The 26,581-nt window shown below is 55.2% G+C and carries 21 protein-coding genes; 8 read left to right on the top strand and 13 right to left on the bottom strand.

The window, feature by feature from the left end; all coding sequences use genetic code 11:
* Positions 1 to 50: 50 nt before the first annotated feature.
* The 8 genes from R0135_RS01485 to R0135_RS01520 form a co-directional block, all read right to left on the bottom strand.
* Entirely contained in the window at positions 51 to 230 is a 180-nt protein-coding gene (locus R0135_RS01485; protein ID WP_407348494.1) for a DUF6435 family protein, read from the bottom strand.
* A 99-nt stretch (positions 231 to 329) separates the two neighbouring features.
* Positions 330 to 1,412, bottom strand: a complete 1,083-nt coding sequence (gene alr, locus R0135_RS01490; RefSeq protein ID WP_407348495.1) for an alanine racemase — start codon at positions 1,410 to 1,412, stop codon at positions 330 to 332.
* Between the two features lies 1 nt (position 1,413).
* On the bottom strand, positions 1,414 to 2,271 hold the full coding sequence (locus tag R0135_RS01495) for an aminotransferase class IV (protein ID WP_407348496.1): 858 nt from the start codon (positions 2,269 to 2,271) through the stop codon (positions 1,414 to 1,416).
* Positions 2,268 to 3,128, bottom strand: coding sequence for a glutamate cyclase domain-containing protein (locus R0135_RS01500; RefSeq protein WP_407348497.1), 861 nt, complete (start codon positions 3,126 to 3,128; stop codon positions 2,268 to 2,270). The genes R0135_RS01495 and R0135_RS01500 overlap by 4 nt, the downstream gene beginning before the upstream one ends.
* Positions 3,125 to 4,066 carry a biotin-dependent carboxyltransferase family protein gene (locus R0135_RS01505; RefSeq protein ID WP_407348498.1) on the bottom strand — a complete coding sequence of 314 codons (942 nt, stop codon included), beginning with the start codon at positions 4,064 to 4,066 and terminating at the stop codon, positions 3,125 to 3,127. Before R0135_RS01505 ends, R0135_RS01500 begins: the two co-directional genes overlap by 4 nt.
* Positions 4,063 to 4,752, bottom strand: coding sequence for a 5-oxoprolinase subunit PxpB (pxpB, locus tag R0135_RS01510; RefSeq protein WP_407348499.1), 690 nt, complete (start codon positions 4,750 to 4,752; stop codon positions 4,063 to 4,065). The genes R0135_RS01505 and pxpB overlap by 4 nt, the downstream gene beginning before the upstream one ends.
* A complete protein-coding gene (locus R0135_RS01515; RefSeq protein ID WP_407348500.1) occupies positions 4,745 to 5,476 on the bottom strand; it encodes a 5-oxoprolinase subunit PxpA in 732 nt (243 codons plus the stop codon). The genes pxpB and R0135_RS01515 overlap by 8 nt, the downstream gene beginning before the upstream one ends.
* A gap of 11 nt (positions 5,477 to 5,487) precedes the next feature.
* Positions 5,488 to 6,279: a putative hydro-lyase gene (locus tag R0135_RS01520; protein ID WP_407348501.1), complete on the bottom strand. Its 792-nt coding sequence runs from the start codon at positions 6,277 to 6,279 to the stop codon at positions 5,488 to 5,490.
* A gap of 110 nt (positions 6,280 to 6,389) precedes the next feature.
* On the opposite strand from R0135_RS01520, the gene R0135_RS01525 reads away from it, so the two are divergent.
* The gene (locus tag R0135_RS01525) at positions 6,390 to 7,943 is read left to right on the top strand and encodes an acyl-CoA synthetase (protein WP_407348502.1); all 1,554 of its coding nucleotides are present in this window, start codon (positions 6,390 to 6,392) and stop codon (positions 7,941 to 7,943) included.
* Positions 7,944 to 7,968: 25 nt separating this feature from the next.
* Here R0135_RS01525 and R0135_RS01530 read toward each other — a convergent pair whose 3' ends face one another.
* Positions 7,969 to 11,028 (bottom strand): efflux RND transporter permease subunit, encoded by a 3,060-nt coding sequence (locus R0135_RS01530; RefSeq protein ID WP_407348503.1) that lies wholly within the window; start codon positions 11,026 to 11,028, stop codon positions 7,969 to 7,971.
* A 3-nt stretch (positions 11,029 to 11,031) separates the two neighbouring features.
* Positions 11,032 to 12,099, bottom strand: a complete 1,068-nt coding sequence (locus R0135_RS01535; protein WP_407348504.1) for an efflux RND transporter periplasmic adaptor subunit — start codon at positions 12,097 to 12,099, stop codon at positions 11,032 to 11,034.
* Positions 12,100 to 12,288: 189 nt separating this feature from the next.
* Between R0135_RS01535 and R0135_RS01540 the strand changes: the two genes are divergently transcribed.
* A complete protein-coding gene (locus tag R0135_RS01540) occupies positions 12,289 to 13,980 on the top strand; it encodes a DUF3336 domain-containing protein (protein ID WP_407348505.1) in 1,692 nt (563 codons plus the stop codon).
* On the opposite strand, the gene R0135_RS01545 is transcribed toward R0135_RS01540, so the two are convergent.
* Entirely contained in the window at positions 13,981 to 15,003 is a 1,023-nt protein-coding gene (locus R0135_RS01545; RefSeq protein ID WP_407348506.1) for a phosphotransferase family protein, read from the bottom strand.
* A gap of 208 nt (positions 15,004 to 15,211) precedes the next feature.
* Here R0135_RS01545 and R0135_RS01550 point away from each other — a divergent pair, with 208 nt between their 5' ends.
* On the top strand, positions 15,212 to 16,912 hold the full coding sequence (locus R0135_RS01550) for a class I adenylate-forming enzyme family protein (protein ID WP_407348507.1): 1,701 nt from the start codon (positions 15,212 to 15,214) through the stop codon (positions 16,910 to 16,912).
* A 3-nt stretch (positions 16,913 to 16,915) separates the two neighbouring features.
* Here the strand turns inward: R0135_RS01550 and R0135_RS01555 are convergent, their stop codons facing one another.
* Positions 16,916 to 19,780, bottom strand: a complete 2,865-nt coding sequence (locus tag R0135_RS01555; protein WP_407348508.1) for a DUF748 domain-containing protein — start codon at positions 19,778 to 19,780, stop codon at positions 16,916 to 16,918.
* 68 nt (positions 19,781 to 19,848) lie between these two features.
* Positions 19,849 to 20,853 (bottom strand): AraC family transcriptional regulator, encoded by a 1,005-nt coding sequence (locus R0135_RS01560; RefSeq protein WP_407348509.1) that lies wholly within the window; start codon positions 20,851 to 20,853, stop codon positions 19,849 to 19,851.
* A gap of 146 nt (positions 20,854 to 20,999) precedes the next feature.
* Between R0135_RS01560 and R0135_RS01565 the strand changes: the two genes are divergently transcribed.
* From R0135_RS01565 to R0135_RS01585, 5 genes are all read left to right on the top strand, one after another.
* Positions 21,000 to 22,175, top strand: a complete 1,176-nt coding sequence (locus tag R0135_RS01565; protein WP_407348510.1) for an acyl-CoA dehydrogenase family protein — start codon at positions 21,000 to 21,002, stop codon at positions 22,173 to 22,175.
* 17 nt (positions 22,176 to 22,192) lie between these two features.
* On the top strand, positions 22,193 to 23,326 hold the full coding sequence (locus R0135_RS01570; protein ID WP_407348511.1) for a CaiB/BaiF CoA transferase family protein: 1,134 nt from the start codon (positions 22,193 to 22,195) through the stop codon (positions 23,324 to 23,326).
* A 48-nt stretch (positions 23,327 to 23,374) separates the two neighbouring features.
* Positions 23,375 to 24,178: an enoyl-CoA hydratase/isomerase family protein gene (locus R0135_RS01575; RefSeq protein ID WP_407348512.1), complete on the top strand. Its 804-nt coding sequence runs from the start codon at positions 23,375 to 23,377 to the stop codon at positions 24,176 to 24,178.
* A gap of 28 nt (positions 24,179 to 24,206) precedes the next feature.
* Entirely contained in the window at positions 24,207 to 25,736 is a 1,530-nt protein-coding gene (locus R0135_RS01580; protein WP_407348513.1) for an acyl-CoA carboxylase subunit beta, read from the top strand.
* Positions 25,737 to 25,800: 64 nt separating this feature from the next.
* Complete coding sequence (locus tag R0135_RS01585) at positions 25,801 to 26,568, top strand: SDR family oxidoreductase (RefSeq protein ID WP_407348514.1); 768 nt, start codon at positions 25,801 to 25,803, stop codon at positions 26,566 to 26,568.
* Positions 26,569 to 26,581 lie beyond the last annotated feature (13 nt).

Below are 26,581 nucleotides of genomic sequence, written 5' to 3' on the forward strand. Positions count from 1 at the left end.
TCCAAGAGCGTCTCCAGCCGCACTGAAAATATGTCTTTCGGCGGTGTTATTTAGCCGACAGATTCTGCTTTCAGGGCTTCTATCTGCTCGCGAATCGCCTCGGCTTCGGCTGTGAGTGTGGAATACAGGCGGATATTACCGTTGCGCTGGGCCTGAAAGGCCTCGCTGAGCAACGCTTCATGCTGTGTTTGTAGTTTTTTTAGCGGATTTGACTTGAATAAACCGAACACGATTAGAGTGCTTCCTGGGAAAACGTTACAGAGATTTACGTAGGAAACGGGGTAAAGGATTCACGGGCCTGTGCCAAAGGACTCATGCGGCGTTTGAATTTACCGCTTTTCTACAACACGCGGTACGCGCTTGGGCATTCCCGCAAGCAGCTCATAACCAATGGTGTCGCTGTGCCTTGCGACCTCGTCAACGCCCGGCTGGAATCCCCAAAGGACAGCGCGGGAGCCGATCTGAACCGCTGTATGGTCCGTTACATCTACAGTAATCATATCCATAGACACCCGGCCCGCGAGCGGTAGACGCTGGCCATCGATAAATACGGGGGTTCCGTCCGGGGCATGACGTGGGTAGCCGTCGCCGTAGCCTGCGGCGATGGTGGCAATTCTGGAAGGGCGCCGCGCCTCCCAGCGACCGCTATAACCTACGCGCTCGCCCTGGGGCACATCTCTTACACTGATGACTTGAGCGCTAAACTCCATCGCCGGCTTGAGGTTTAGATCACCGGGCGGGGTGTCTGCCAGCGGGGAGCCCCCATAGAGCATGTAACCCGGACGGACCCAATCACGGTGGCTCAAGGGCGCGCGAATGATTGCGGCCGAATTAGCAGTGCTTTGGAAGAACCCCGTATGAGAGACCGAGTCATCAAAACACTTTAGTTGTTCACTGACGCCGTTAGCGCCCGGAAGATCAGCGCTGGAAAAATGAGTGCACAGCACGAGCTCCGAGACTTTGATGTGCGGCGCAAGTCGCTTGAGCGCTTCTGGGATCGACTGCGGTTGGAAACCCAGGCGATGCATTCCTGTGTCAATCTTGAGCCAGCAGGGGAGGGCATCGTTCACGCCGGCTTCTTCGAGCCATTCCAGCTGATGCCAGTCGTTAATGCACAGCGTCAGGTTTTTATTCAAAGCCTCAGCAATCTCATCGGCGCTTTGCGGTCCCTCGAGCATTAAGATGGGCTTATCGATGTGCTGGCTGCGCAGAGTGAGTGCTTCTTCGATGCATGCCACGGCAAAGCCGTCCACGTAATTAGCGAGTGCGTCACTGCTTGCGCCAATATCATGACCATAGGCATCTGCCTTAACGCAGGCCATGATGCGAGAGTTGGGTGCCAGCTCGCGAACGCGCCGGGCGTTATGCGCGATATTTTCAGGAAAAATTTGGGCGTGTGTCGGCCGGGTCACCTTAGTACTCGTAACGGTGCTGGCTGAATAGAGTCTCTGCTTCGAGCCACACGTCGCCGACTTCTCCGGTGCCCACCGGGCAGCCTTCGATAGAGACGACCGGGGCTACTTCCTTGCTGGAACTGGTGAGCCACACTTCATCGGCATCGAAGACCTCCTGGCGGTGGATTACGCGCTCTTCAACGCTGCGCGCAGAGTGCTTCTTGAGCATGTCCAAAAGCATCAGTCGGGTGATGCCCGGAAGTTTTTGATGGTCAAGCAGAGGCGTCGCGATGACTCCGTCCTTGACGATGAAAACGTTGCAGGCAGCAGCTTCCGTGAGTTCGTCGTTGGCGTTAAACAGAATTGTCTCGTGATGGCCTCGGGAGTGACCGTGCTGATAGTGCATAACGTTGCCTAGCAGCGACGTAGATTTGATGTTGCATCGCTGCCAGCGTAAATCCCGGGTTGCCGACACTTCGTAGCGTGTGGCAGTAGCTTTATCGGCTTTAGGCGGCGGCGGAATCTCAAAGGCAAAAGCAAAACGCGTTGCCTCAATGCCCACGGGCATCGCGTGATTGCGTTTGCTGTCTGCCCCGCGACTAACCTGAATATAGATACCCAGGTTATCGCCATCATTGGACCGGGCTAACTTTTCACAAATGTCTCGCCACTCGGCGTGATCGACGGTCATCGATAACTCAATAGCATTCAGTCCCTCTTGCATCCGCGAAAGATGTGGGCCAAGGCCGACGCTTTTACCACTGTAGGATGGGATGACTTCATAGATGCCGTCACCAAAAAGAAACCCCCGGTCCATGGGCGATATTTTGGCCTCACTCATGGGCATGAATTCGCCATTCAAATAAACCTGGTTCATGGTGCTGGGTACTCCTTCTGAGGATCCAGCTGCGCCACCAAGTGGCTGAGCTGATCCAATAAATCTGCGCCCGCCGCTGCAGGCAAGCCATCTTCTGTCATGGTGTTTTCTCGCGTTACACCGTCAACGCTACCGAGTTGGGAAAGGTAGCCAAGCGTTTCATGATGAGTAACATGCGGCAGCAATGGTGTTTCGGTAATTGCTTCCAGTACTGCAATCAATGCATAGCCGCCCCAATTTGAGACATCAGCAACCAGTAATTCGTCGCAGCTCGTTGCTGCAGCATGTATATCCAATGCACTGACTTCTGCGCTGAGTTTCCCCATACCTATCTCATTCCCACCGTCCCCAATGGCAATGCTGGGGCAGGAAGCCAGGGTCAGATAGTAATCAAATACGGCACAGCGTGGCGAGATGTCCTCCCCACGCATATTGTAGTAGCGGTTGTCCTCGGCCAGCCCAGGTCTCTCTATGGAGAGGACAACATCCGGTTTGAGTAAATCGAGGTTGGTCTGCGCTTCGGCGCGTCCTTGTGCAACATTGAACGCCTGAAGTTTAAGCACGCGAAAATCTTTTGATAAGGCGCTGGCCAGGGGGTCTGCGCAGGCAAGATGGCAGGTCTTTCCGAGGAGTTCCAACGCCTGATAAAGCGCGATGGCACCCAGGGGACCATCGGTCTCGAAGGTTTCGTCTACCGGAAAGCCGGTTCCAATGAGCACGGTTTGAGCGCTATCGAGCATTCTTGCCGCCCGCAGCGCGTAACCAGGATTGAGAGCCGGTCGCAGCTCTGCCATGCGCCTGAGGTTTCTCGCTACCAACAGGTGCTCAACGGCTTCAGTCAGATCAGACAGGGTCATCTGGGTGTAGGCTCCAGATGTCTGGAGCGCTCAAAAGCGTCGGCTAAATGCAGGGCATTGTGCGCGTAGTGTTCTGATATGGGTGTAAATATCACGGTATCCCCAGGACGTAATTGTCCTAAAGCGGCACAATCCAGAGACAGAGCGCAGCCGATTTTTGGGTAGCCACCGATGGTCTGCCGGTCATTGAGCAGCGCTATAGGTTGGCCGTCTGCAGGAATTTGTATGGCCCCCGGTGCGATTCCTTCGGAAAGAATCCCCTGAATGTCGCAGGCGATGGCGGGACCTTCCAATCGGTAACCCATGCGATCACAGCGGTCCGTTACGGTGTATTCGCTGCCGAAGAATCGTCGCTGTTCCAGGCGCGGAAAATGCGCGTACTGGTAACCCGGTATCACGCGCACGGTTGCGCGATGATGATACCGGGGCCGCATCCTCGGTGGCAGCCATAGTTCTTGTGCAGCATCCACGGCATGAATAGGCAGCTCATCGCCGACAGTCAGCCGTTGTCCATTGAGTCCGCCAATACCTTCACGTACCACCGTCGAGCTACTGCCGAAGCTGTCGGGAATATCAAAGCCACCGCGCACCGCCAGGTAACTGCGGCAGCCGGTCTCGCTAAAACCCAGGTTAATTTCTTCTCCCTCGGCGACCTCGATCACAGACCACATTGCCTGTTCTTTGCCATCAATACCCAGTGGCAAGGTCGCTCCGGTGACGGCGATCTGCGTTTTAGTCCTCGCTCGAAGTACAAGTCCGCCAAAACTTACTTCGATCAGGGTGGCATTGGCAGAGTTCTGCAGCAGCCTGTTGGCAAGAGAAGCAGCAAGGGGATCCATGGGGCCGCCGGTGGTCAGGCCAATGGCCGCCTGCGCAAAGCGCCCACGATCCTGAAGCAGACTAAGAAGTCCTGGTTGAATGACTTCCAGAGCGGTCATAGGCTGCCGCCAGCTGCCAGAAAATCAGCACGACCTATCGGTGTAAAGCGCACGCGATCACCTACGTGAACCGGCATGGGTTCTTTAGCCAGAGGATCGAACATTTTCAGTGGCGAGCGTCCAATAAGATTCCAGCCACCGGGCGAGGACGCCGGGTATACCGCTGTCTGTCGATCAGCAATTGCCACCGCGCCCCGGGGAACGCTTTGCCTTGGGGTGCTCAGACGCGGCGCGGCAATACGGGTATCGACATCGCCGAGGTAGGCAAACCCGGGGGCAAAACCAATGGCATACACGCGGTATTCCTGCTCGCTGTGTATGTCGATGACTTCCTGTGTTGAGAGTCCTTTGCTGATGGCCAGACTCTCAAGGTCTTCTCCACTCTCGGGGGAGTAATACACGGGAATCTCAACCAGTCGGCCGTTACTGGCGGTGATCACCGGTAGATCTTCCAGACTGGCCCTGATGCGTTGGCTTACGTGATAGCGATCGCTGCGCAATGGGTCGTAGAGAACCAGTAAGGACGCATACGAGGGGATCAGGTCAACGAGAATCGTGCCTAGGGATTGGCGAAGGGAATCGCCCAGTGCCTGCACGCGGGCTGCCACCTCGGGGGAACTCTCGTCGCCCAGATAAACGATCAGCGCTGCTTCGCCCGCGCACTGGATATGTGCAGACTTAGGCATGGGCTAACAGTTGCCTGATTTCCCGAATGGCCTGCACGCCTTCAGCGTTATCGCCATGCACGCACAGAGTGTCTACCTCTAGAGCCAGCGTCTTGCCCGATACGGTCGTAACACTTGCCTCGCGCGCCAGTTGTTCAACCTGAGCGAGCATGCGAGCGCGATCGTGCACCGCACCTGGCTTGCGTCGGGAGAGGAGGCGACCATCATCGTCATAACAGCGATCCGCAAAAGCCTCGAACCAAAGAGGTAGTCCCAGAGCCGCCGCTTCTTTCTGATGTTGGTCGCTTTCAGCGGTGGCCTGAAGCATTAAGCGCAGCGGCTTTACATACTCCGCGACGGTTTGCATAACCGTTTCGCGAACCGCGCCGTCGGCCATCATGTCGTTGTACAGGGCGCCGTGGGGCTTCACGTATTCGATACGAACACCCATGGTTTGGGCCATGCCATCCAGAGCTGCAATTTGATAGAGCAAAGTGCTGCGAAGCTCCTCACAAGAGAGCGCCATACTGCGCCGGCCAAAACCGACAAGATCGGGATAGGCGGGGTGAGCGCCCACACAAACATTGTGCTCAGCAGCGAGCTTGAGTGTTTTTTCCATGGTGAGGGGATCACCGCCATGAAAGCCACAGGCCACGTTAGCTTGATCGAGAAAGGGCATGACTTCTTCGTCCAGACCCATACGCCAGTTACCATAGCTTTCGCCCAAATCGCAGTTAAGCAACACTTGCAGCTCTCCTAAAATACAGCCAGTTCAGAATTTCGTTTGTCGGTGACCAGCATGCAACCCGGAGTGTGGGTTATGGCCAGCGGAGGTGCCGCATTTTCCAATGCGACCTGTGGAGTGACGCCGCAGGCCCAGTACAGCGGTATTTCGCCGTCCAGAATGCTCACCGCATCACCGTAATCCGGCGTGTTGATATCGGCAATGCCGATGGCCGCGGGGTCGCCTATGTGCACGGGCGCGCCATGTACCGCAGGAAAGCGACTGCAAATTTGAATGGCGCGTATCGCATTGGCCGGAGAAAAAGGCCGCATACTGACCACCATGTTGCCGCTAAACGGTCCTGCAGATTCACAGGGAATGTTAGTCCTGTACATCGGTACGTTAACGCCTTCAGTAATGTTGCGCACATCAAGGCCTGCGCCGATGAGAGCCTCTTCAAAAGAGAAGGAACAGCCCAGGGCAAAGGTCATGAGATCGTCGTTCCACAGCTCCACAATATCCGAACGCTCCTCGGCTAGTACGCCATCGCGAAAGATGCGGTAGGACGGGATGTCGCGGCGAATATCGATATCGCCAAGTGTTGCTAGCCCCGGGTCCCCGGGTGTCGCACTGCAGGCAATGAGCGGGCAGGGTTTTGGATTGGCCTGACAAAAACGCAGAAAGTCAGCCGCCCACTTTGACGGAAGAATTACGAGATTACATTGCACGAAGCCCGGAGCGAAGCCGGAAGTGTTACCCGTGAAGCCGCCGGTTCGAATGTGTTCTCGAAGTTCTGAGGGAGAGATGTTTGTAAGTTCTTTCACGAAATTGACCGTCCGGTGAAACTTAAAATCAGCGCTTGGGAGAGTACCTGAGAGGCAGCATTTTCTATAGTATCTGCATACGTGCAAAATAAAAATCGAAGGAATCCGTGATGCCGCACCCCAGCGAGACTGCCATACTCTATCCACACAAGCCTGCCATCATTATGGGCGATAGCGGGGCGATGGTGACCTATCGTGAACTCGACGAGCGTTCGAATCAGGCAGCCCAGCTGTTTCGGTCTCTGGGGCTCGATAAAGGCGACCACATCGCCCTGATGATGGAGAATCGGCGGGAGTACCTTGAGATCTGTTGGGGTGCTCAGCGGGCGGGGCTTATCTACACACCTATCAGCAGTCATTTACAGGCTGACGAAACTGCCTACATTTTGGAGAATTGTGGGGCCCGCCTGTTTATCGCTTCTCCTGCGGTGGCCAAGGTTGCACAGGATGCAGTGGCGGCTGCCTCAAGTGTGAGTCACCGGCTCATGGTGGGGGGCATTCGCCCGGGTTTCGAATCCTGGGAGGAGGCCGTAGACAGTCAGCCAGAAACGCCTATTGAAGATCAGGCAAACGGCGTTCCCATGCTTTACTCATCGGGGACCACAGGCCAGCCAAAGGGCGTTTTCGTGCCTCCAGAGTCTGATGATGTGCATGCGCCACATATGCTGGCGGGCACTCTGGGCGCGGCCTTTGGGTTTAGTGACGAAACGGTTTATCTGTCTCCGGCACCGCTGTACCACGCAGCTCCTTTGCACTACAACATGCTGACACTCTACATGGGCGGAACCACCGTCGTAATGGAGCACTTTGACCCTGAGCGGGCCCTGGCGCTTATTGAAGAGCACCGCGCTACCCACAGCCAGTGGGTGCCGATTATGTTTGTGCGGATGCTGAAACTTCCCGAGGAGGTGCGCAGCAAATACGATGTGAGTTCCATGCAGTTCGCGATTCATGCTGCAGCGCCGTGTCCCATTGAAACCAAAGAGCGGATGATTGACTGGTGGGGACCGGTGATTGTGGAGTACTACGCGGCCAGCGAAGCAGCGGGCGCGACACTCATTGATTCGCCGCAGTGGCTATCGCACAAGGGATCGGTGGGCCGCGCCATAATGGGCAAAGTGCACGTCGTGGATGATGAGGGCAAAGAGGTACCGCCTGGAGAGGTGGGGACAATTTACTTCAGCGGTCCTCAGGCGACTTTTGAGTACCACAATGAGCCAGAAAAAACGGCGGCTTCCTATAACGAACGTGGTTGGGCAACCACGGGAGATGTGGGGTATCTCGATGAGGAAGATTATCTTTATCTGACCGATCGCAAGCACTTCATGATCATTAGCGGCGGGGTCAATATTTACCCTCAGGAAGTTGAAAACTTACTTATTACCCACGATAAAGTAGCCGATGTGGCAGTGTTCGGTGTTCCTCACGAGGAGTTTGGCGAGGAAGTAAAGGCAGTCATTCAGCCGCAAAACTGGGTGGATGCCACGGACGAGGTTGCTATCGAATTGATGGAGTGGCTTCGGGAGCGTTTGTCGCACATCAAGATTCCTCGCTCTATCGATTTTAACGAGAACCTTCCGCGCCTCGATAATGGCAAATTGTATAAACGCCATCTGGTGGAGGAGTATCGAGCCGCTGCTCGTGACGACTCGGCAAAAGAGTAAACGGACTAAAAAGTCTCGATCTTACTTATCCCGCGCCCTGGGAAGGCTCGGGGACTACCACGGTGTCTTCAGTGGCCATCACGTCTTGTACCCAGGGCAGGTAGAAGACAGGCAGCACAAACAGGGTGAATACCGTCCCAATGAGCATGCCGGCGGTGATTGTAAGGCCTATACCAAAGCGCGCATTTGCACCGGGTCCGCTCGCCAGGACTAAGGGCAGCACCCCAAGCACCGTTGCAAAGGTGGTCATCAGAATGGGGCGCAAACGCAGCGTTGCCGCCTGGAGCACCGCGCTGCGACGATCAACGCCTTGCTGGGCTAGCTGATTGGCAAACTCCACAATTAAGATGCCGTGTTTGGCGATGAGGCCGATAAGCGTCAGTAATCCAATTTGTGTGTAAATGTTTAGAGTCATCGCCCCCATCGCTATGGGTAGCATTGCGCCAAAAATTGATAGAGGTACCGCTATCAGGACCACCAGAGGATCGCGAAAACTGTTGAACTGCGCGGCGAGCACAAGAAAAATCAACAGCAGTGACATTCCAAACAGTATTGGAAAAGTCGCACTTTCCTGAACATAGCGCCGGGATGTGCCGGTATAGCCCACGCGAAAGCCCCTGGGCGCTATTTCCTGTAGGCGCGCCTCTAAAAAGCTCAGACCGTCTCCCAAGGTGTTGGGCGGCATCATCATGCCCTGCAGCGTGCTGCTATTGAGCTGTTGATACTGTGAAAGGCTGTTCGGCTCTACACGGGTTCGCAGGCTGATGACACTGGATAATGGCACCAGATCTCCGCCGCTTGTGCGCAGGTAATACTTCTCCAGCTCTGATTGCGTCAGCCTGAAGTTTCTTCCCGCCTGAGGAATGACCTTGTAACTGCGCCCTTCTCGAGTGAATCGATTTACCTCGGCCTCTCCAAGCATGACCGCAAGCGTGTTTGCGATGTCCTGCATGGATATGCCGAGTCTTGCAGCGAGTTCTCGATCGATATCTACGCTGATTTCCGGTCGATTGAAATCAAGACTTTGATTGATGAAAGTGAACAGGCCCGATTCTCGCGCGGCGGTAACTAGTTCCTCGCCCACACGTTCTACCTGCTCATAGCCGGCGGTGGATGCGATGACGAAGCTCAGGGGTAAACCCGAATCTGATCCCGGAAGTGCAGGGGTGCCGAAGCTGAACATTTCCATGCCTGAGACGCTGCCAAGCTTTGCCTGTAGCTCCCGTTGTACCTCCTGTTGAGTGCGGCTGCGCTCTTTCCAGGGCGTCATGTTAAGTCCGCCAAAATTGCTGTCGGGCTGGGCGACCTGCCAGGAAGAATTTATCTCGGGGATCTCCTTCCAGATGTCTACGACCTGATCGAGAAACAGCGAAACGTAATCGAGGTTGGCGTAACTTGGCGCGGAGCCTACGACGTAGAGTGACCCCGTATCTTCCTCCGGTGCTAACTCACGCTGGCTGATGAAAAACAAAACGGGAATGCTTAGCAAAATGCCGGCGGTAAACATTAGAACCGCGCCGCGATTGTTCAGGCAGTGATCAAGTAATCGCTGATAAGCAAGGTTCATCCGATGGAAAAAGCGGTCAAGACTATCGGCAAAACGTCCCTGCTCATCGTGGCCCTGCAAAAAACGGGAAGCCATCATGGGGCTCAGGGTGAGCGCCACGACTCCAGAAACGAGTACCGCGCCGGCGAGGGTCAGCGCGAACTCACTGAACAGCGCACCGGTGAGACCTCCGATAAACGCAATGGGGGCATAAACAGCGGCCAGTGTTAGCGTCATCGCAATTACCGGGAGTGCTACTTCTCTAGCGCCGTCGATGGCGGCCCGCATCGGCGCGGAACCTTCTTCGATATGACGGTGCACATTTTCTACCACCACAATGGCGTCGTCGACGACAAGCCCGATAGCAATCACCATTGCCAGCAAGGTCAAAAGATTCAAGGAAAATCCCATGCTGAGCATGATGAACACCACGCCGATAAGAGATAGCGGGATAGCGACCAAAGGAATCAGTACGACTCGTAAAGAGCCTAAGAAGAGAAAGATTACGAAGATCACAATGAGCCCGGCTTCAAGAAGTGTGCTCATGACTTCCCCAAGCGCGTCATCAATGGCGACGGAGCTATCCCAATCCATAATCATTTCGATGTCGGCGGGGAGGTTTGCTTCGATGGAGGGGAGAATTGCATGCACGGCGCTGGATACGGCCAAAGGATTGGCGTCTGGAGCCGGCGTGATTGACATAAAGACGGCGTCTCTTCCGCTGGTAGAACTGCGCGTTTGGTTATTTTCAGCGGCAAGCTCCACTTCGGCCACATCACCGAGGCGTACCTGTCTATCTTCATCCTGGCGAACTACGAGCGCTCTAAACTCCTGCTCAGTGCGCATGCCCGTGAGTGCATCCACGGTGACGCGGACCCATTGGCCCTCGGTCGCCCCGGCGGTGCTGATCACATTGTCACGCCGTATAGCCGCGTTGATATCATTGGCCGTAACATTCAGCGCCGCCATCCGCACCGGGTCCAGCCAAATACGCATGGCCAGATAGCGGCCGAAAATGCCGGCTTTGCCCACGCCTTCGATGGTGGCCAGTTCCGGCTGCACACTGCGCAGCAGATAGTCAGTGACTTGAAACGGCGTCATCTGTTCACTGACAAATGCGAGATACATCATTGCGTCACCGCCACTTGCGGTGGATATCACGGGATCGAGCACGTCATCGGGAAGTTCGTCTCGTGCTTCATTGACCTTGGCAATGACTTCGGTGAGTACCTGTGAGGTGTTCACGCCGAGGCGAACGTGAACGGTAATGGAAGAAATGCCCGGATTGCTCGAGGAACTGATGTACTCGACGCCACGCGCGCCAGCTATGTTGACTTGCAGTGGCGTTGTAACAAAGCCCTGGATGGTTCGAGAGTTCGCGCCCGGATAAACCGTAGTGACAGAGATAACGCTTCGCTCCAGCTCTGGAAATTCCCGGAGCGTTATCTTGCTAAGAGAGGCGAGCCCTGCAATGAGGATCAGCGCGCTCAGAACAAGGGACAGAACCGGTCGCTGGATGAATATGTCTGTAAAGCGCATAGCCTAGATGCCTGCATCTGCAGCAATCTGGACCCGGGCGTCGCGATACAGTTTATTCTGTCCCGCCGTGACCACCCGTTCTCCATCAGAAATACCGCTGGCAATGGCAACCTCGCCATTGTTGGCCGCAAGAGTTTTTACGATCCTGGGGCTCACAAAAAGGCCCTGATCATCCTCTTCAATCACGTACACAAGGTTACCTTGCAGGGAATAGCTCACGGCTGTTTCAGGCACGAATACCCGCGTGGTTTCGCGGTTTAGATCAATAATCAGCCCGGCAAACATGCCGGGCAGTAAGCCCTCGCCTTTATCGATACTTGCTCGGATCTGCAGGTTTCGAGTGTTCTCATCAATTTGAGAATCTACGGCCCGCAGTGTCGCCCAAAAGACACGGTCCGGATAGGCAGCGGTACGCAGACTGATGCTTAATCCCGGCTTCATCAAGGGGGCATACCGGTCTGGCACAGAAAAATCCACTTCCAACTGCGACACATCCTGCAATGTCACCAGCGGCGTGCCGGCCTCCACGTAGTCGCCGACCCGCACCTGAAAGATTCCCAGACGTCCGGGGAAAGGTGCGCTGATGCGTTTGTTCTTTAAGGTGGCATCTATTTCTGCAAGCTCTGCCTGCGCTGACTGCAGGTCCGCGCGCGATTGATCCAACTGGCTTTGGGGGATGGAGTTTTCTTTGATCAAGCGTGCGTCGCGCTGGTACAACTGATCAGCGAGCAGTAAGCGGGCCTCGAGTCTTTTTCGTGTGGCGACCTCGAACTCTTCGTCAATGCCGATTAAGGCTTGCCCGACGTCTACGTTGTCGCCGGACTCGACGTGAATGGCGGTAATGTCGCCGCTGGTCTCGGCGGTGAGCAATATGCCCCGGGCCGCCCGAATGGTACCCACGGCGTCAATTGTTTCCCGCCATTGGCGTTCTACCGCGACACCCGCTGCGATGGTTGCCGGAGGTGGTCTGTAGTCCCCAGATGTCCCGGAGGCCGATCGCTGCTGAATGTACAGGGCAGTGCCTCCGAGGAGTGCCAGAAGCAGGGCGGCTGCGACGAGGTAGGCGCGCAAAACAGAGTCCTTTTAGGGCGATGGCCGTTCGATGGGCACGCAGTTTAGAGTCTATGTGACTGAAAAACATCCACTTTCGTATTTATAACTTATCAGCTGTCCCGCTTGTTTGTTACTTTTGGTAATGTTTACAGAGGCCGAAGGTGAGTTATGCTGCGTGGGTTCCCAGCTTGCGCACTAGGAGAAGCAATGTCGTCGCGAAAGCTCAAGAAGATTGAAAAGACTATGGATTCCGCCCTGAATTATGATGATTGGGCTGACGCTGCGAAGCTACATGACGAAACGAGCGGCGCGAAACGTTGGCGCGATGTGGACCAGAGTCGTCAGTACGATTACGCACAGATTCGCCTGCGCCTGGACCGTTTGCGCAGCTTGCGGGTCCGCAATGACTATCAGGGACTGCTGTTTACGCTCAATGAAGGTATTCACGGGAATATGGGGGGTATGGGGCGCAGTTCTTTGTATCGCCGGGCCAAATTTGGGACCAAGCAACTGATAGAGCAATACATCGACGAGATTGATGATGCCCTGCGCTACCTCGCTGACCTGGACGTCAAGGAAATAGACATTCAGCAGAAGATGGATTTCTTCTACCGGGCGAACATATGTTTTGGTCGCTCGGCCCTCATGCTCAGCGGCGGTGGGGTGCTGGGCTTTTACCATCTGGGTGTGGTGAAGACGCTTCTGGAACAGAATTTACTGCCGCGGGTGATTTCTGGTGCCAGTGCCGGCTCTTTGGTGGCTGGAGTCGTGGGCACGCATACGGACAAAGAACTCAAGAGATTCTATGATCCGGCAAATGTGCACTTTGAGGCAGAGCGGGAAGCGACTGCGTTTTCGCGCATGTTTTTTGGCAGCAATACTCAGATTGATGTAGGGGACCTCGAACAGATTATCGCGCGGCTGGTGCCGGATCTGACGTTTCAGGAAGCCTACGAGAAGACTGGGCGGCAAATCAGCATTACCGTCGCCCCGGCAGAGCCGCACCAGCGTTCGCGACTACTGAATGCGATCACGTCACCCAACGTATTTGTGCGCTCGGCTGTTATGGCTTCCTGTGCCGTGCCCGGTGTTTTTCCACCGGTAACGCTCATGGCCAGAAATGTTCATGATGAGGCTCAACCCTATTTGCCTACGCGTCGCTGGGTAGACGGCAGTATTGCCGACGACCTGCCTGCCAAGCGTCTGTCCCGTCTGTACAGCACCAACCACTACATTGTGAGCATGGTGAACCCTATCGCCACACCGTTTCTCAACGGCGGTAAAGAGCGTAGCCAGCTAACTCGGGCTCTGGGATCCCTGGGCGTGGGGATGGGGCGAGAAATGCTCAACTTCTATCGTGGTGTCGCTCAGCGGCAAGGGGACACCTGGCCACGGTTTAACCTGTTGCTTAATGGTGTGCATGCACTTATGGACCAGGAGTACAGCGGGGATATAAATATCGTGCCGAGTTTCCGCTGGTATAACCCGGGCAAGATCCTTGCGCATCTCTCTGAAAAGGAACTTATGGAACTCATGGAAGCCGGTGAGCGTTCGTCTTTTCCGGCGGTGGAGTCGATCCGCACCTGCACCAAAATATCCCGCACCATGGAGGAAATTTTGCACCGCTTTGAATACGGCGACTTGCGTCCCGAGGGTGATAAGTATCAGCGGCCGAGAGCGTCCCGTCGCCGGCCCGCGCCTACGCGCTCCGATAGAGAGGCAATGCGTGAGACCGGGTCTCAGCGCCTTGAAAAAACAGCATCTGCACCGACGACAAAGCCGGTGCGCAAGAAAGCCGTGAAGCGAGCGCCGAAAAAATCCCTTAAGGGGAGGGCGCACAGCGCGCCCTCAGCGGGTAAAACCTCAAAAAAGGATGAGCCGGTGAGTGACGCTGCGTGATTACCTGTCGATGTAGCTGACACCCATCTCAGCCAGGGGCTCTACTAAAGCGCCCTTGGCTGTGGCTTCTGCACTTGAGGCAGTGCCGATGAGAGAGCGTTTTTTGACGCCTTGCAAAATAGCTGCGAGACGGAAGAAACAAAACACCAGATAAAAACTCCAATGCGCAATATCCGCACGACCAGTGCGCTGGCAGTAACTTGCAATGTATTCCTCATCGGAGGGGATACCCAATGCCGCTCGATCACAGCCTGCCAGGCCTCGTAGGCCGTCACCGGCAGGCATCTGCCATGCCATAACCTGATAGGACAGGTCCGCCAAAGGATGGCCAAGCGTAGATAGTTCCCAGTCAAGAATACCGATGATGCGGGGCTCCGTGGGATGAAACATCAGATTGTCCAAGCGAAAATCACCGTGTACCAGGCTTACGGAACCATCGTCCTGGGGCATGTTGGCGGGAAGCCACTCAATCAAGCGTTCCATTGCCGGACTATGCTCTGTTTCTGATGCTCGATATTGCTTGGTCCAGCGGCTCACCTGACGTTCAAAATAATTGCCGGGCCTACCGAAATCTTCAAGCCCAACGGCCAGGGGATCAACGGAATGAAGTGCAGCAAGTACCCGGTTCATATCCTCATAAATTGCAGTGCGCTCTTTATTTGAGGAGACCTCGGGCAACTCTGGATCCCAAAATACCCGACCGTCCAGATATTCCATGATGTAGAACATGGATCCGATAATGCTCTCGTCTTCGCACAGAAGGTATGTTTTTGCTACCGGTACATCGGTGTCCCAGAGCGCACTGAGGACGCGATATTCGCGATCTACTGCGTGCGCCGAGGCCAATAGCTCACCCGGTGGCTTTCTTCGCAGTACCCACTTTTGCGTGTCATCGCTCAGTAGAAATGTGGGATTGGACTGACCGCCGGCAAATTTCTCGGCGTGCAACTGGCCCGAGAAACCCGGCAGCTTGTCTTGCAGGTAGTTTTGTAGTGCTTCGATGTTGAGAGTTTGTGTGCTCATATTCGGCTCTGACTATCGTGCGAGCGGGCGAGTTTGCAGCAGCTTGCCCTCGCTTGCAATTCATTGCCAACCGGTTAACGGGCGTCGTGTTAGCACTGAGTTGAGAAAAGTTGTCACTGCGCGGCGGGGAAGCTATGCTCGCTGGCCGAACGAGGTGGCGTCAGAGTTTCTCCGTCATCAGAAAAATAAGATAAAACAGGAACCCAATATGTACGCAGAGTTAAAGAAGGCTTGGGGCGAATTCACGGCGCCGGGTCAAATGTTTGAAGTCCATCGAGTGCCTGTTAACGGCGTAGAGATCCTGAGTTACGTACATGCGCCGAATTCTCTGCGAGACCTCTGGCTTGCGTCGGCCGGACATGGAGACAACGACTATCTCATTTATCAGGATGAGCGAATCAGCTATAGCGAAGCGCATCGGCGCGTTGCGTCCATTGCCAATGCTTTGGCGGGCTTGGGGGTTAAGCCTGGTGATCGCGTAGCTATAGCCATGCGCAATTATCCCGAGTGGATGCTTGCTTACTGGGCGATTACCAGTATGGGTGCAGTGGTTGTAGGTATGAATGCCTGGTGGGTTCCCCACGAAATGGAGTACGCGCTGCAGGACTCAGAGCCCAGGGTATTGATCGCAGATGAGGAACGCCTTCAGAGATTTGACGAGATACGCGAAAAGTTTCCTGAGATCCGCGTAGTCGCGGTACGGCCCAAATCCGAAGTGCCCGCCTGGGCAGAGAGCTGGGACTCTCTTCTGGCAGCTGAACCCGAGCTGCCAGAGGTTCAGATCGACGCTGATGCGGATGCCTGTATTTTTTATACCTCAGGTACTACCGGGCGACCAAAGGGCGCGCAGCTGACGCATCGGGGCTGTGTTAACAACGTGATGAATGTTGCCTTTATTAATTCCGTGCAGCCAAGAGCACTGGCCTATGCTGCCGGGCAGGAGCCTGCTGCCCCGGGGAGTGATACGCCGATTCGAGCATTGGTGGCGACGCCGCTTTTTCACGTTACCGCAAACAACTGTGTGGCTCATGTGGCGACGCTGGTGGGTGGCTGCCTGGTTCACATGTATAAATGGGACGCGGCGGAAGCTTTGCGGCTCATTGAGCAAGAAAAAGTTTCGGCCTTTAGCGCTGTTCCAATGATGACACGGGAGATCATCATGCATCCGGATTTCGCCACCCGGGATGTATCGTCTCTGAAGACTATTGGCGGCGGTGGCGCGGCTATGCAACCGGACCTTGTGGGCAAAGTGCCACAAGCAATGCCCGGCACGCGTCCAAACACCGGTTACGGTATGACCGAAACCTGCGGAATCATTGCCGCCCTCGCGCTGGAGTTTTTCCTTGATCGACCCACCAGCGTCGGACCGGCGATGCCGACCTTGGAAGCCAAGTGTATCGACGCGAATGGCGCTGATTTACCACCCAATGAAATCGGTGAGCTGGTGGTACGCGGCGCACCGGTGGTCAAGGGTTACCTCAATCGGCCAGATGCCACTGCAGAGAGTATCGTCGATGGATGGTTGCGTACGGGCGACATTGCTTACATCGATGATGACGGCTTTATTTATCTCGTTGACCGAGCCAAAGACATGGTTCTTCGCGGTGGCGAAAATGTGTACTGCGCAGAAGTCGAGAATGCGCTTTTCCACCATGATGCCGTGGCTGAGTGTGTTGCTTTTGCCGTGCCTGATGAGCGTCTGGGCGAGGAGGTCGGTGCCGCGGTTTACGTCGCGCCCGGAGAAACCCTTGATGCCGGGGCACTGCGTGAACACTGCAAGCAGTATGTTGCACCCTTCAAAGTCCCACGCTATCTGTGGCTGCTCTCAGAGCCGCTGCCGCGCAATGCAAACGGCAAGTTCGTAAAACGCGCGCTGCAGGACTCTCTGGCTCTTGCGGACGCTGTTTAGGCCTTAACTGTCGACGATCATTTGCACGCCACTTTTAGCTAGATCGGTTCCAAAGCTAATGGAGACGCGTGCAGGATCGATTCCTCCGATAGTGACCAGTTCGCGTTTCGCTGCTGCCGCTCTCGATGTCGCGAGGTCTTGTAGCGCTCCCGATGGCAGGGCTGTGTTGTCCACTAGAGCGCGCCACATCATCGTGGCATCTATGCTCTTGCTGACGGCATCTTCGTTGCTGCCGGTATCACCTTGTATGCCCAGAGCGTCGTAGCGCGCTTTGAGGGCTTCTAAAAACGCTCCGGTCTGCCCCTCAACCATCGCCTCATCAAAACCTTGCTCTGAAAACTGTGTTCGTAGCCGGCTTTCTTTGAGTGCGCTCACGTCATTGACAGGGTCAGCGCCGCCGGCAATTTGCAGACTTAGCTGAGGCCGTTCAGCTAAGGCTTTGCCAAGCGCATCTATCGCTCGTCGAGCGTCCGCGTCCAGCGAACTGCTTCCCGCCTTGAAGGCGACGTTCTCAAGGTCATCATCGCTCCCTACCAGACCAGCGAGGAGGCTAAAGGGAGCGGTGACCGCCTTGACGATTATGTTGGTGATGGCTCTACCAATGATGGGTCCCAGGGAAAAGTCTGGTGAATCCACATCGCCACTTATCGGTACAGAGAGATCAATGACGCCATCGCTATCGGTCAGTAGGGCGATACCCAGTTTTAGTGGGGCATCGATGGCAAGTTCGCTCTCTACCGGCTCACCGAGCTCCATTTGGGATATAACGATACGGTTGTCCCCTTCGAGAGACTGACCGTCCAGGGCATAGCGAAGGTCTAAACTCAGCGTGCCACTGTCCAGGGTGTAACCCGCGTAGGTGCCGGCATAGGGAGACATGGTGGCAATATCCATGCCGCGGAAGGTGAAGCGCAGTTCACCGTCGCGCTGCTGCGCAAAGGGCTTGCCACTACCAAGAATGACAACGGGCGCATAGCCATCGACCGAGCCCTTGAATTCAAGATTCAGCGGTTTTTCAGATGCAGTATCGACATCTTTGATATCGGCTTCGATACCGTCGATGAGCGTTTTAAAATGCAGTGGAAGCGATGCATCAGCAAAGTCCAGGCGGCCTTCTCGAAGCGCAATATTGGCAAGCTGTACTCGCCAGGGAGTACTTTGCTCAGCGCTCTCTTGCGGTTCCGAGGGCGTAGGGTCGTCGGGAGTGCTTCTGACTATGCCGTTGACGTTGATGGTGCCATCTTCGCGAATGTGCAGTGAGCCAGATGGACGCTGGAGGAGGATGCTGTCAACAATGAGTGCCTGGGCTTTTAGATCGACATCGATCCCATCGAGCTGCAATGTTTGGAAGGTGAAAGCCTCTTCGCCGGTCGCATCGAGAACGGTGCTGTAGTCTTCTATCTTAATGCCGGCCCTAAGCTTGCTCGGAGAAAAATCTAGCAGTTGCACATTTGATTGCAGCGATAAGTCCCCGCGACCAAATTTGGCGTGCGCCTGCTCGCTCAGTACAGGATTAAGCCAGGGCAGTGGCCATTGCTGGAGATCAACGTTAGCCTCACCGTCGCCCCTGGCGATGTTGAAATCTCCGGTAATGCCCAGACGGGTGACGTCGTTAATGGCTAACTTAAGACTGAAGGGGCTATTGGCCTGTGCGGGCCATTTGATCTGTTTGGCCTGCACATTTATCGGTGAGACGCTCAGCACCTCAGGCGATAGATAAGCGGTTCTCCAGAGTAGCTCGCTCTCGCTGAGCGAGAAAGACTCTAAATTTATTTGCCAGGGCGCTTGGGCGTCTGCCGGAGTGTCAGGGGCGCTTTGTTGGGTGGTTGGGCTTTGCTCTTGGTCGTTTTGGGAAGCCGGATCGAGACCGAACATCGCCATCAGACTAGGCCGGCCTTCCTCGTCAAAACCGCTGACACGAAGTCCAGCTAAGTCAAGCGCTGTAACCGCGATGGCACTTTTACTTAGATCGACGTCAATGCCCGTGACCCCAAGTTCGGCCAGTTCCACCGATGTATTGGGTAGGGCGTCCGTATCATTGGGGCTGATACTTGCATCGTGAAAGCGAAGTTGGCTATCGCTTAAGGTGGCTTGCAGCTCGTCGTTCCAATCTACCTGGTAATTCAATACGGCGCTGAACTTGGCGCCATTAACCACAAAGGGCAGCGTTTCGGCCTCATAGCGCCATAGCGGCGTGAGATCGATGTCTTCCAAGGTGATCTGGCCATTGCTGTTTCCTGCATGGACCTCAAGTAGTCCGCGCCAGCGCAGGGTTCCACCGCCATCGCCTGTGACAACCAGATCTCCATTACTTTGGCGGTCCGGTACTGTAGTGAGGTTTTCTGTCCGTACGCGAAAATCACTTTGTGCTGTGGTGTAAGGACCGGCTCGCGTTTCGTCTGTAAAACGCAGGGTGTGGGCTTCGACCAACAACTTGTGAATGGTTAGCCCGATAGCTGCGGATGAGGCTTCGGTCTCAGGTTCCTGTGGAGGACTGCTTAGATCAGCAAAATGGAATACGCCGTCAGCACCACGCAGAACATGCACGTCCAATGCTTCAATAATGAAGGCGTCAAGAACAACCCCAGGATTCCAGAGGCTTTCCAGCGATAGGTTGATGCGCAGTGACTCAAAACCCAGAGGCTCATGACCACCGGATTCAACAATCGTCACATCTCGCGCTTCCAGCGTCAGTGTGAAGGGGTTGAACAGCAGCAGTTCGCTACGCAGTTCCCGGTTCAGTGTTGAATCAACAATGCGAGGTGCCAGAATATTCAGGGCAGGCATGAGCACCAGCAAACACAGCAACAGGTAGCCCAGGTAAAACCGTAGACTCCAGCGAATGACGGTGTTGAGGGCTAAGGGCATAGACTGTTCAGTTCCTTGTGCTAGTTTTGGGGTTATACAGGTCCAGGGAGGACGCCGGCCAATACATGTTATAGCCCTTTTCGGTAAGAGTAGGGAGTAAGGCCGGTCCAGCCTTTAAAAGCTCTGATAAACGCACTGGCTTCCGAGAAACCCGCTCTATGGGCCACTTCCTCGACGCTCAGAGACCGTTTGCCCAAAAAATGTAGCGCGGTATCGCGGCGAATGTCACTTTTTATCTGTTTGAAGGTATTGCCTTCAGCCGCGAGGCGCCGGCGCAAGGTCTGGGGATGTAAGTCCAGCGCAGCGGCGACGTCCGGGAGTTCGGGCATGAACAGCAGATTTTGGCGAAGCTGCGCCCTGACTTTGGCGGTCCAGCTAAAGTCGTAACTTGTTGTGAGCATTGTCAGGACCGGATGGCGTAGGTAGCGCCGCAGCGATTCCGGCGTCTGCATAACGGGTTTTTCCAGCAAAGAGGCGCCAAAAATAAGGCTGGTGTCGTTTTGCTCAAAGCTCACTGGGTTGCCTACAAACATCAATCGATAGTCGATTGCCCGGGTACTCGGCGAGTGCTCAAAGTGCACTTCGCGTAGTGGCAGTTCCTCTTGCACCAGCCAACAGGCAAACCGGTGGGTGTTCAGTAAACATAGCTCCGAAAAGTACGCGCCGTGAGCGCTCGCGGAGGGGGCCAGTTCCACCCGGGCCTCATCGCCTTCGATAGCCAGCTTCAGGGGTATTCCATTGGCCATCAGCTCAAAAAACCGACAGTGTCTATTGAGCGCTTGGCCCAGCGTCTGCGAGGTGATCACGGCGTGACACATCATGTCCCAGGTGCCCAGGGGTATGGCGCGTTCGGCGTAACCGAGACTTTCGTCGCCCAACGCCTGCATCGCACTGGTTTGCAGGTCGGCGAGCTGCTGGACGCTAATTCTCGCCTGTGGTTCGAGCACTAGTCGCGGGGGTATTCGCTGACGCCGCAGCAGGGCCTGAGTATCAATGCCTGCGTCCAGACAGTGTTTCAGAATCGCTTGCACGAAGTGCACCGACACAGAGACTTTGTTGTTTGCGCCGCTCACAGCTGTATCCACTGTGCGGTCGTTGACTGTACGAAACGCCCTGTCATTTGGGGTCAATTTCTCTGTTAATGGCAGTCATTGTTGCCTTTTGAAGCGAAAACCATACTGCGCCGCTGGATCTATTAGTTGATGGAAAGGAGAGTCTAATGCTGCCCCGCGCGTTTACCGAAGAGCAGGTCATGTTTCGCGATGCTTATCGCAAGTTCCTCAGTACCGAGATTGTGCCACATATGGAATCTTGGCGAGATGCGGGGATCGTTGATCGCGAGGCTTTCCGTAAGGCTGGCGAGCGAGGGTTCCTCATGGTCTGGCCTGACGAAAAGTACGGCGGTATGGGTGATCCAGACTTTCGCTTTGAGCAGGTGATTATCGAGGAAACGGCCTACGCGCGCGTGGGCGACTGGTACAGCACTTTGCACAGTCGGTTGGTAGGGCCTTATTTCACGCGGTTTGGTAGCGAAGAACAGTGCCAGCGTTTTCTGCCAGGTTGCGCCAGCGGCGATATCATATTGGCTATTGCTATGACCGAACCCGATGCGGGCAGTGATCTTGCCGGCATGCGAAGCACTGCCGTAGAGGATGGTGACCACTGGGTCCTCAATGGATCAAAGACTTATATTTCCAACGGTATCAACGCCGACGTCGTCATCGTAGCGGCCAAGACTGACCCTGATAACAACCCCCATGCCATGACACTGTTTGTTGTGGAGCGCGGTATGCCTGGATTTGAACGAGGTCGTAATCTCGAGAAGATGGGTATGAAAGCGCAGGATACCGCGGAGCTGTTTTTTAACGACGTCCGAGTGCCCAAGGCGAATGTTCTTGGCGAGCCGCATAAAGGCTTTATTTACCTCATGGAAGGGCTTGCAGAAGAGCGTTTGATAGGTGCCTGTGGTTATCTGGCGGCGGCACAGCTGTCCTGGGATTTAACCTGTGCCTATGTCAAGGAGCGTAAAGCTTTTGGAAAGCCACTGGCAGCATTTCAGAATACGCAATTCAAGCTTGCAGAGTTGCGTACGGACCTTGATATCGCCCAGAACTATGTGGACCAGTGTGTTGCAGCGTTTAACGCAGGCGAACTCACCGCGGTTGACGCAGCAAAAGCCAAGCTGGTTACCAGCGAGCTGCAGGTCAAGGTTGCTGATATTGGTGTGCAGTTGCATGGCGGTGCGGGTTACATGGATGAGTACCCCATTAGTCGACAGTTTACCGACGCAAAGATTGCGACTGTTTACGCGGGTAGTTCCGAGGTAATGAAGATTATTGTGAGTCGTGATTGCCTGGGTGACAGTTACCAGCCTTTTAACACTCGCAACTTTTGAGTCAGGAGACAGCGTCAATGGGACCACTCAACGGATATACCGTTATCGAATTGGCGGGCATTGGGCCGGCGCCCATGGGGGGCATGATGCTTGCCGATCTGGGTGCTGAAGTAATTCGTGTCGATCGGGCGGCCGCAAACGCGCCGTCACCGCTGGAGAGTGTCAGCGGTCGGGGTAAGAAGTCAGTAGTTTTGAATCTCAAGTCAGCGCAGGGCGTCGAAGCGCTTCTGCGCATGGTGGAAAACGCCGATGTAGTCATAGATCCCTTTCGCCCCGGTGTCTGTGAAAAACTGGGCGTGGGTCCCGAGACTTGTCTGGCGCGGAATCCCAAACTGATTTTTGCCCGCATGACCGGTTGGGGGCAAGACGGGCCTTTGGCTGCGGCAGCAGGTCACGACATAAATTACATCGCACTCACAGGGGCTTTGTATGCCAATGGCGAAGCAGCGGGTCGCCCCATGCCGCCATTGAATCTGGTTGGCGATATGGGCGGTGGGGGTATGTTATTGGTCAATGGTGTTCTGGCAGCCTTACTTGAAACAGCAAGTTCTGGGCAGGGGCAGGTCATTGATGTAGCAATGGTGGACGGCGCTGCGCAGCTGATGTGGATGTTTCATACCTTTGAGGCAGCGGGACTTTGGAATGCCGAGCAACGTGAAGCGAATATGCTTGATGGCGGCACTCACTTCTACAATACCTACGAGTGTTCCGACGGCGAGTATGTCTCTATCGGGTCTATTGAACCGCAGTTTTATGCGCTTCTTATGGAGAAGGCCGGGCTGTCCGATGCGGATTTTGCAGAACAGAACAATGCCCAGCGTTGGCCGGAGCAAAAACAGGCCCTTGGGGAAGTGATTCGGCGCAAGACTCGAGACGAATGGTGCGAGTTGATGGAGGGTACTGACGTTTGTTTTGCACCGGTGCTGCGATTCACCGAGGCACCGCAACACAGTGCAGCTATCGCCCGGGATAGCTACATTGAACTTGATGGTGTCGTACAGCCCGCACCCGCACCGCGGTTTTCCCGCACACCATCCAAGGTGGAGCACGGGGCTCATGCCAATGGCGCGGACACGCAATCGGTGCTGGGCGCAATGGGGTTTGAAGCGCAGGAAATCGCCGCTCTGCGCGAGGCTGGCGCGATAAGCTAGGTTGACGCTCCTGCGCCGCATAATTACAGAACAGTTAGGGAACATACGATGAGCGACTTGACCTACGATACATTGTTAATAGAAAAGCACGGACCAGTTGCCCGTCTGGTGATGAATCGTCCAGAGAAACTGAACACTTTTTCCACAGCTCTGCGTCAGGAAATGATGTCGGCGGTGAATGCGCTGAATGCTGATCCACAGTTGAGGGTCATTATTCTGGCTGGCGCCGGTCGGGCGTTTAGTGCAGGTGCTGATCTGGAGGATGGATTCGCAGGTGACGCCTCACAAGTAGGCCCCATGACCGAGCACTTGCTCAAAAGCGAGTATAAGCCGAGCATCCTTGGGATTACTGAATCCCAGAAACTGTGGATTGCCGAGGTGAGCGGTCCTGCAGCGGGCATCGGCAGCGCTTATATGATGGCCTGCGATCTGGTTGTGATGACTAAGGGCGCGTATCTGTATCAGGCTTTTGCTGCTATCGGCCTAATTCCCGATGGTGGGGCAACCTGGCAACTGCTGCGCGCTCTGGGACGCAAACGTGCACTAGAGGTCATCATTGGTGGTGAACGGCTATACGCTGAGCGCTGCCTTGAGTTGGGCTTGTGTAATCGAGTCGTGGAAGAAGGCGAGGAAACGCAAGCGACGCTGGAGTGGGCGGCTGACTTGGCAAAGAAGGCTCCGCTTGCCGTGCAGTTCAGCAAGAAGGCCTTGTCTATGGCTGCTGAGATGAATTTCGCGGAAATGATTTCGCAGGAGGCCGCCATGCAAAGTATTTGTATTTCGAGCGAGGATTCAACCGAGGGTGTAACCGCGTTCTTCGAGAAGCGTCCACCGGTCTTTAAGGGCCGCTAACGATACTGTTCCAGCAGGAGAGCTAGTTGTGAGTTCCAAGGATCGCCAAGAGCTGAGGGAACTGCGCGAGCGAATAGCTCGCGGCAGCGATGCGGGACGGCCCGGGGCTGTAGAGCGAAGACGCAAGAAGGGTTTTCGCACTGCGCGAGAGAATCTTGCCGACTTACTTCGCGATGGGCCCTTTGTAGAATACGGCGCCCTCGCCGTGGCCGCCCAGCGACAGCGTCGCGACTATGAAGAACTGCAAAGAGAGACACCGGCTGACGGTGTAATCACTGGGGTAGGCTCAGTAAACGGCGAGTACTTTGCCTCTGCCGAGTCGCGTACGGCGCTGGTCATATATGACTACAGTGTGTTGGCCGGGACCCAGGGCTTTTTTCACCACGCCAAGATTGATCGAATGCTTTGCATAGCTGCGCGCCAGCGCTTGCCGGTGATCATGTACACCGAGGGCGGTGGGGGCCGTCCGGGGGACACGGATGTTACGACCCAAATAGCGGGTCTCAATGTCGATACCTTCGCCAGCTGGGCAGCACTGAATACCGGGATGCCCAGGATTGTCGTAAACAATGGGTACTGCTTTGCGGGGAACGCAGCGCTTTTTGGCGCGGGCGATGTTCGCATTGCCACCCGCGCATCGAGCATTGGTATGGCCGGTCCGGCAATGATCGAAGGCGGTGGGCTCGGTAGTTTTCGTCCCGATGAAATCGGGCCGTCAGAGGTCCAGTGGCGAAATGGTGTGATTGATATCCTGGTGGACGACGAAGCGGGAGCTACTGCCATGGCCCGGCGTGTTCTCTGGTATTTCCAGGGCGATGTTCCTCCGGGGGTCGCACAGGACCAAAAACCGCTGCGAGACGCCCTGCCCGAAGATCGTCGTTGGAGTTATCCGGTACGCGATATTATCGAGCGCCTATTTGATGTGAAGAGTTTTACCGAACTGCGTAGAGTCTATGGGCGTAGTGTTATTACCGGGTTTGCCCGACTCGGGGGGCGTGCCGTAGGCGTTTTGGCCAGCGACTGTCAGCAATTGGGCGGCGCTGTGGATAGCGATGCATCTGATAAGGCTTCGAGATTTCTGAATCTGTGCAATCGCACGGGTCTGCCGGTAGTGTCGCTGGTAGATACGCCGGGGTTTATGGTGGGGCCGGACAGCGAAACGGCGGGCGCGGTGCATCGTATGTCCGGCTTGTTCGAAAGTGCTGCATCCCTGACGGTGCCTATTTTGGCGGTGTTTTTACGTAAGGCTTACGGACTTGGTGCCATGGCATTGGTCGGAGGGAGTTTTGCGGTACCTCATTTTGCCGCCGCCTGGCCTACCGGTGAATTTGGAGGCATGGGACTGGAGGGCGCCGTGCGACTGGGATATCGCAAAGAGCTAGAGGCAGTGTCGGATCCTGAGCAACGACAACATTTGTTCGACAGGCTTTTAGCCGAGCTCTACGAAAAGGGTAAGGCCCTGGAAGCTGCAGCTCATCTTGAGATAGATGCCGTGATTGACCCGGCAGACACCCGTGATCAGTTGATAAACGCTCTTTATCAGCGCTCATGTAAATAGGCAGGCATCGAGGGAGTTCGAAAACGAGACCTCCCTCGGCAAAGAAATCAGGAGTTGTTCGACTATGAAAGACCTTTTTAAACTTCAGGGCAAAGTAGCCGTAGTAACCGGTGGTTCTCGGGGCATTGGTGCAATGATCGCGCGAGGTTTTGTTCAGAGCGGGGTGAAGACCTACATAACTGCAAGACGTGCCGATGAACTTCAGGCAACCGCCGATGAGCTTTCCAGGATCGGGGAGTGTATTGCGGTGCCCGGAAATTTAGCCGAGTCAGAGGGAGTCGCAGCGTTTGCAAAGGAGATTGCTGCGCGAGAGTCAAAAGTTGATATTTTGATCAATAACGCCGGAGCGTCCTGGGGCGCGCCGTTGGATGAGTTCCCAGAAAGTGGCTGGGACAAGGTCATGGATCTGAATGTGAAGTCTGTGTTCTTTCTTACTCAGGCCCTGCTGTCGCAACTAAGGGCCTCGGGGACAGCGGAAGATCCGGCACGGGTTGTCAATATTGGATCAATTAATGGTTTGTCCTATGCCCCGCTGCAAAACTATTCGTATACGGCGAGCAAGGCAGCTGTGCATCATTTAACGCGACAGCTCGCTGTAGATCTGGCTTCCTCGAATGTGAATGTGAATGCCATCGCACCTGGATTCTTTCCCAGCAAAATGACTGCGCACTTACTGGAGCACGAAGCTGAGATGGCTAAAGCAATCCCCCGGGGACGTATTGGCACACCGGAAGATGCTGCAGGAACCGCTATCTACCTCTGCTCTCGAGCATCGGCATTTGTTACGGGCCATATTCTTGTTCTTGATGGCGGGCAGGACGTCTCCGGCTGATGTAGACCGTTCC

The sequence above is a fragment of the Congregibacter variabilis genome (assembly GCF_045689235.1).
In the GTDB taxonomy this organism is placed as follows: domain Bacteria; phylum Pseudomonadota; class Gammaproteobacteria; order Pseudomonadales; family Halieaceae; genus Congregibacter; species Congregibacter variabilis.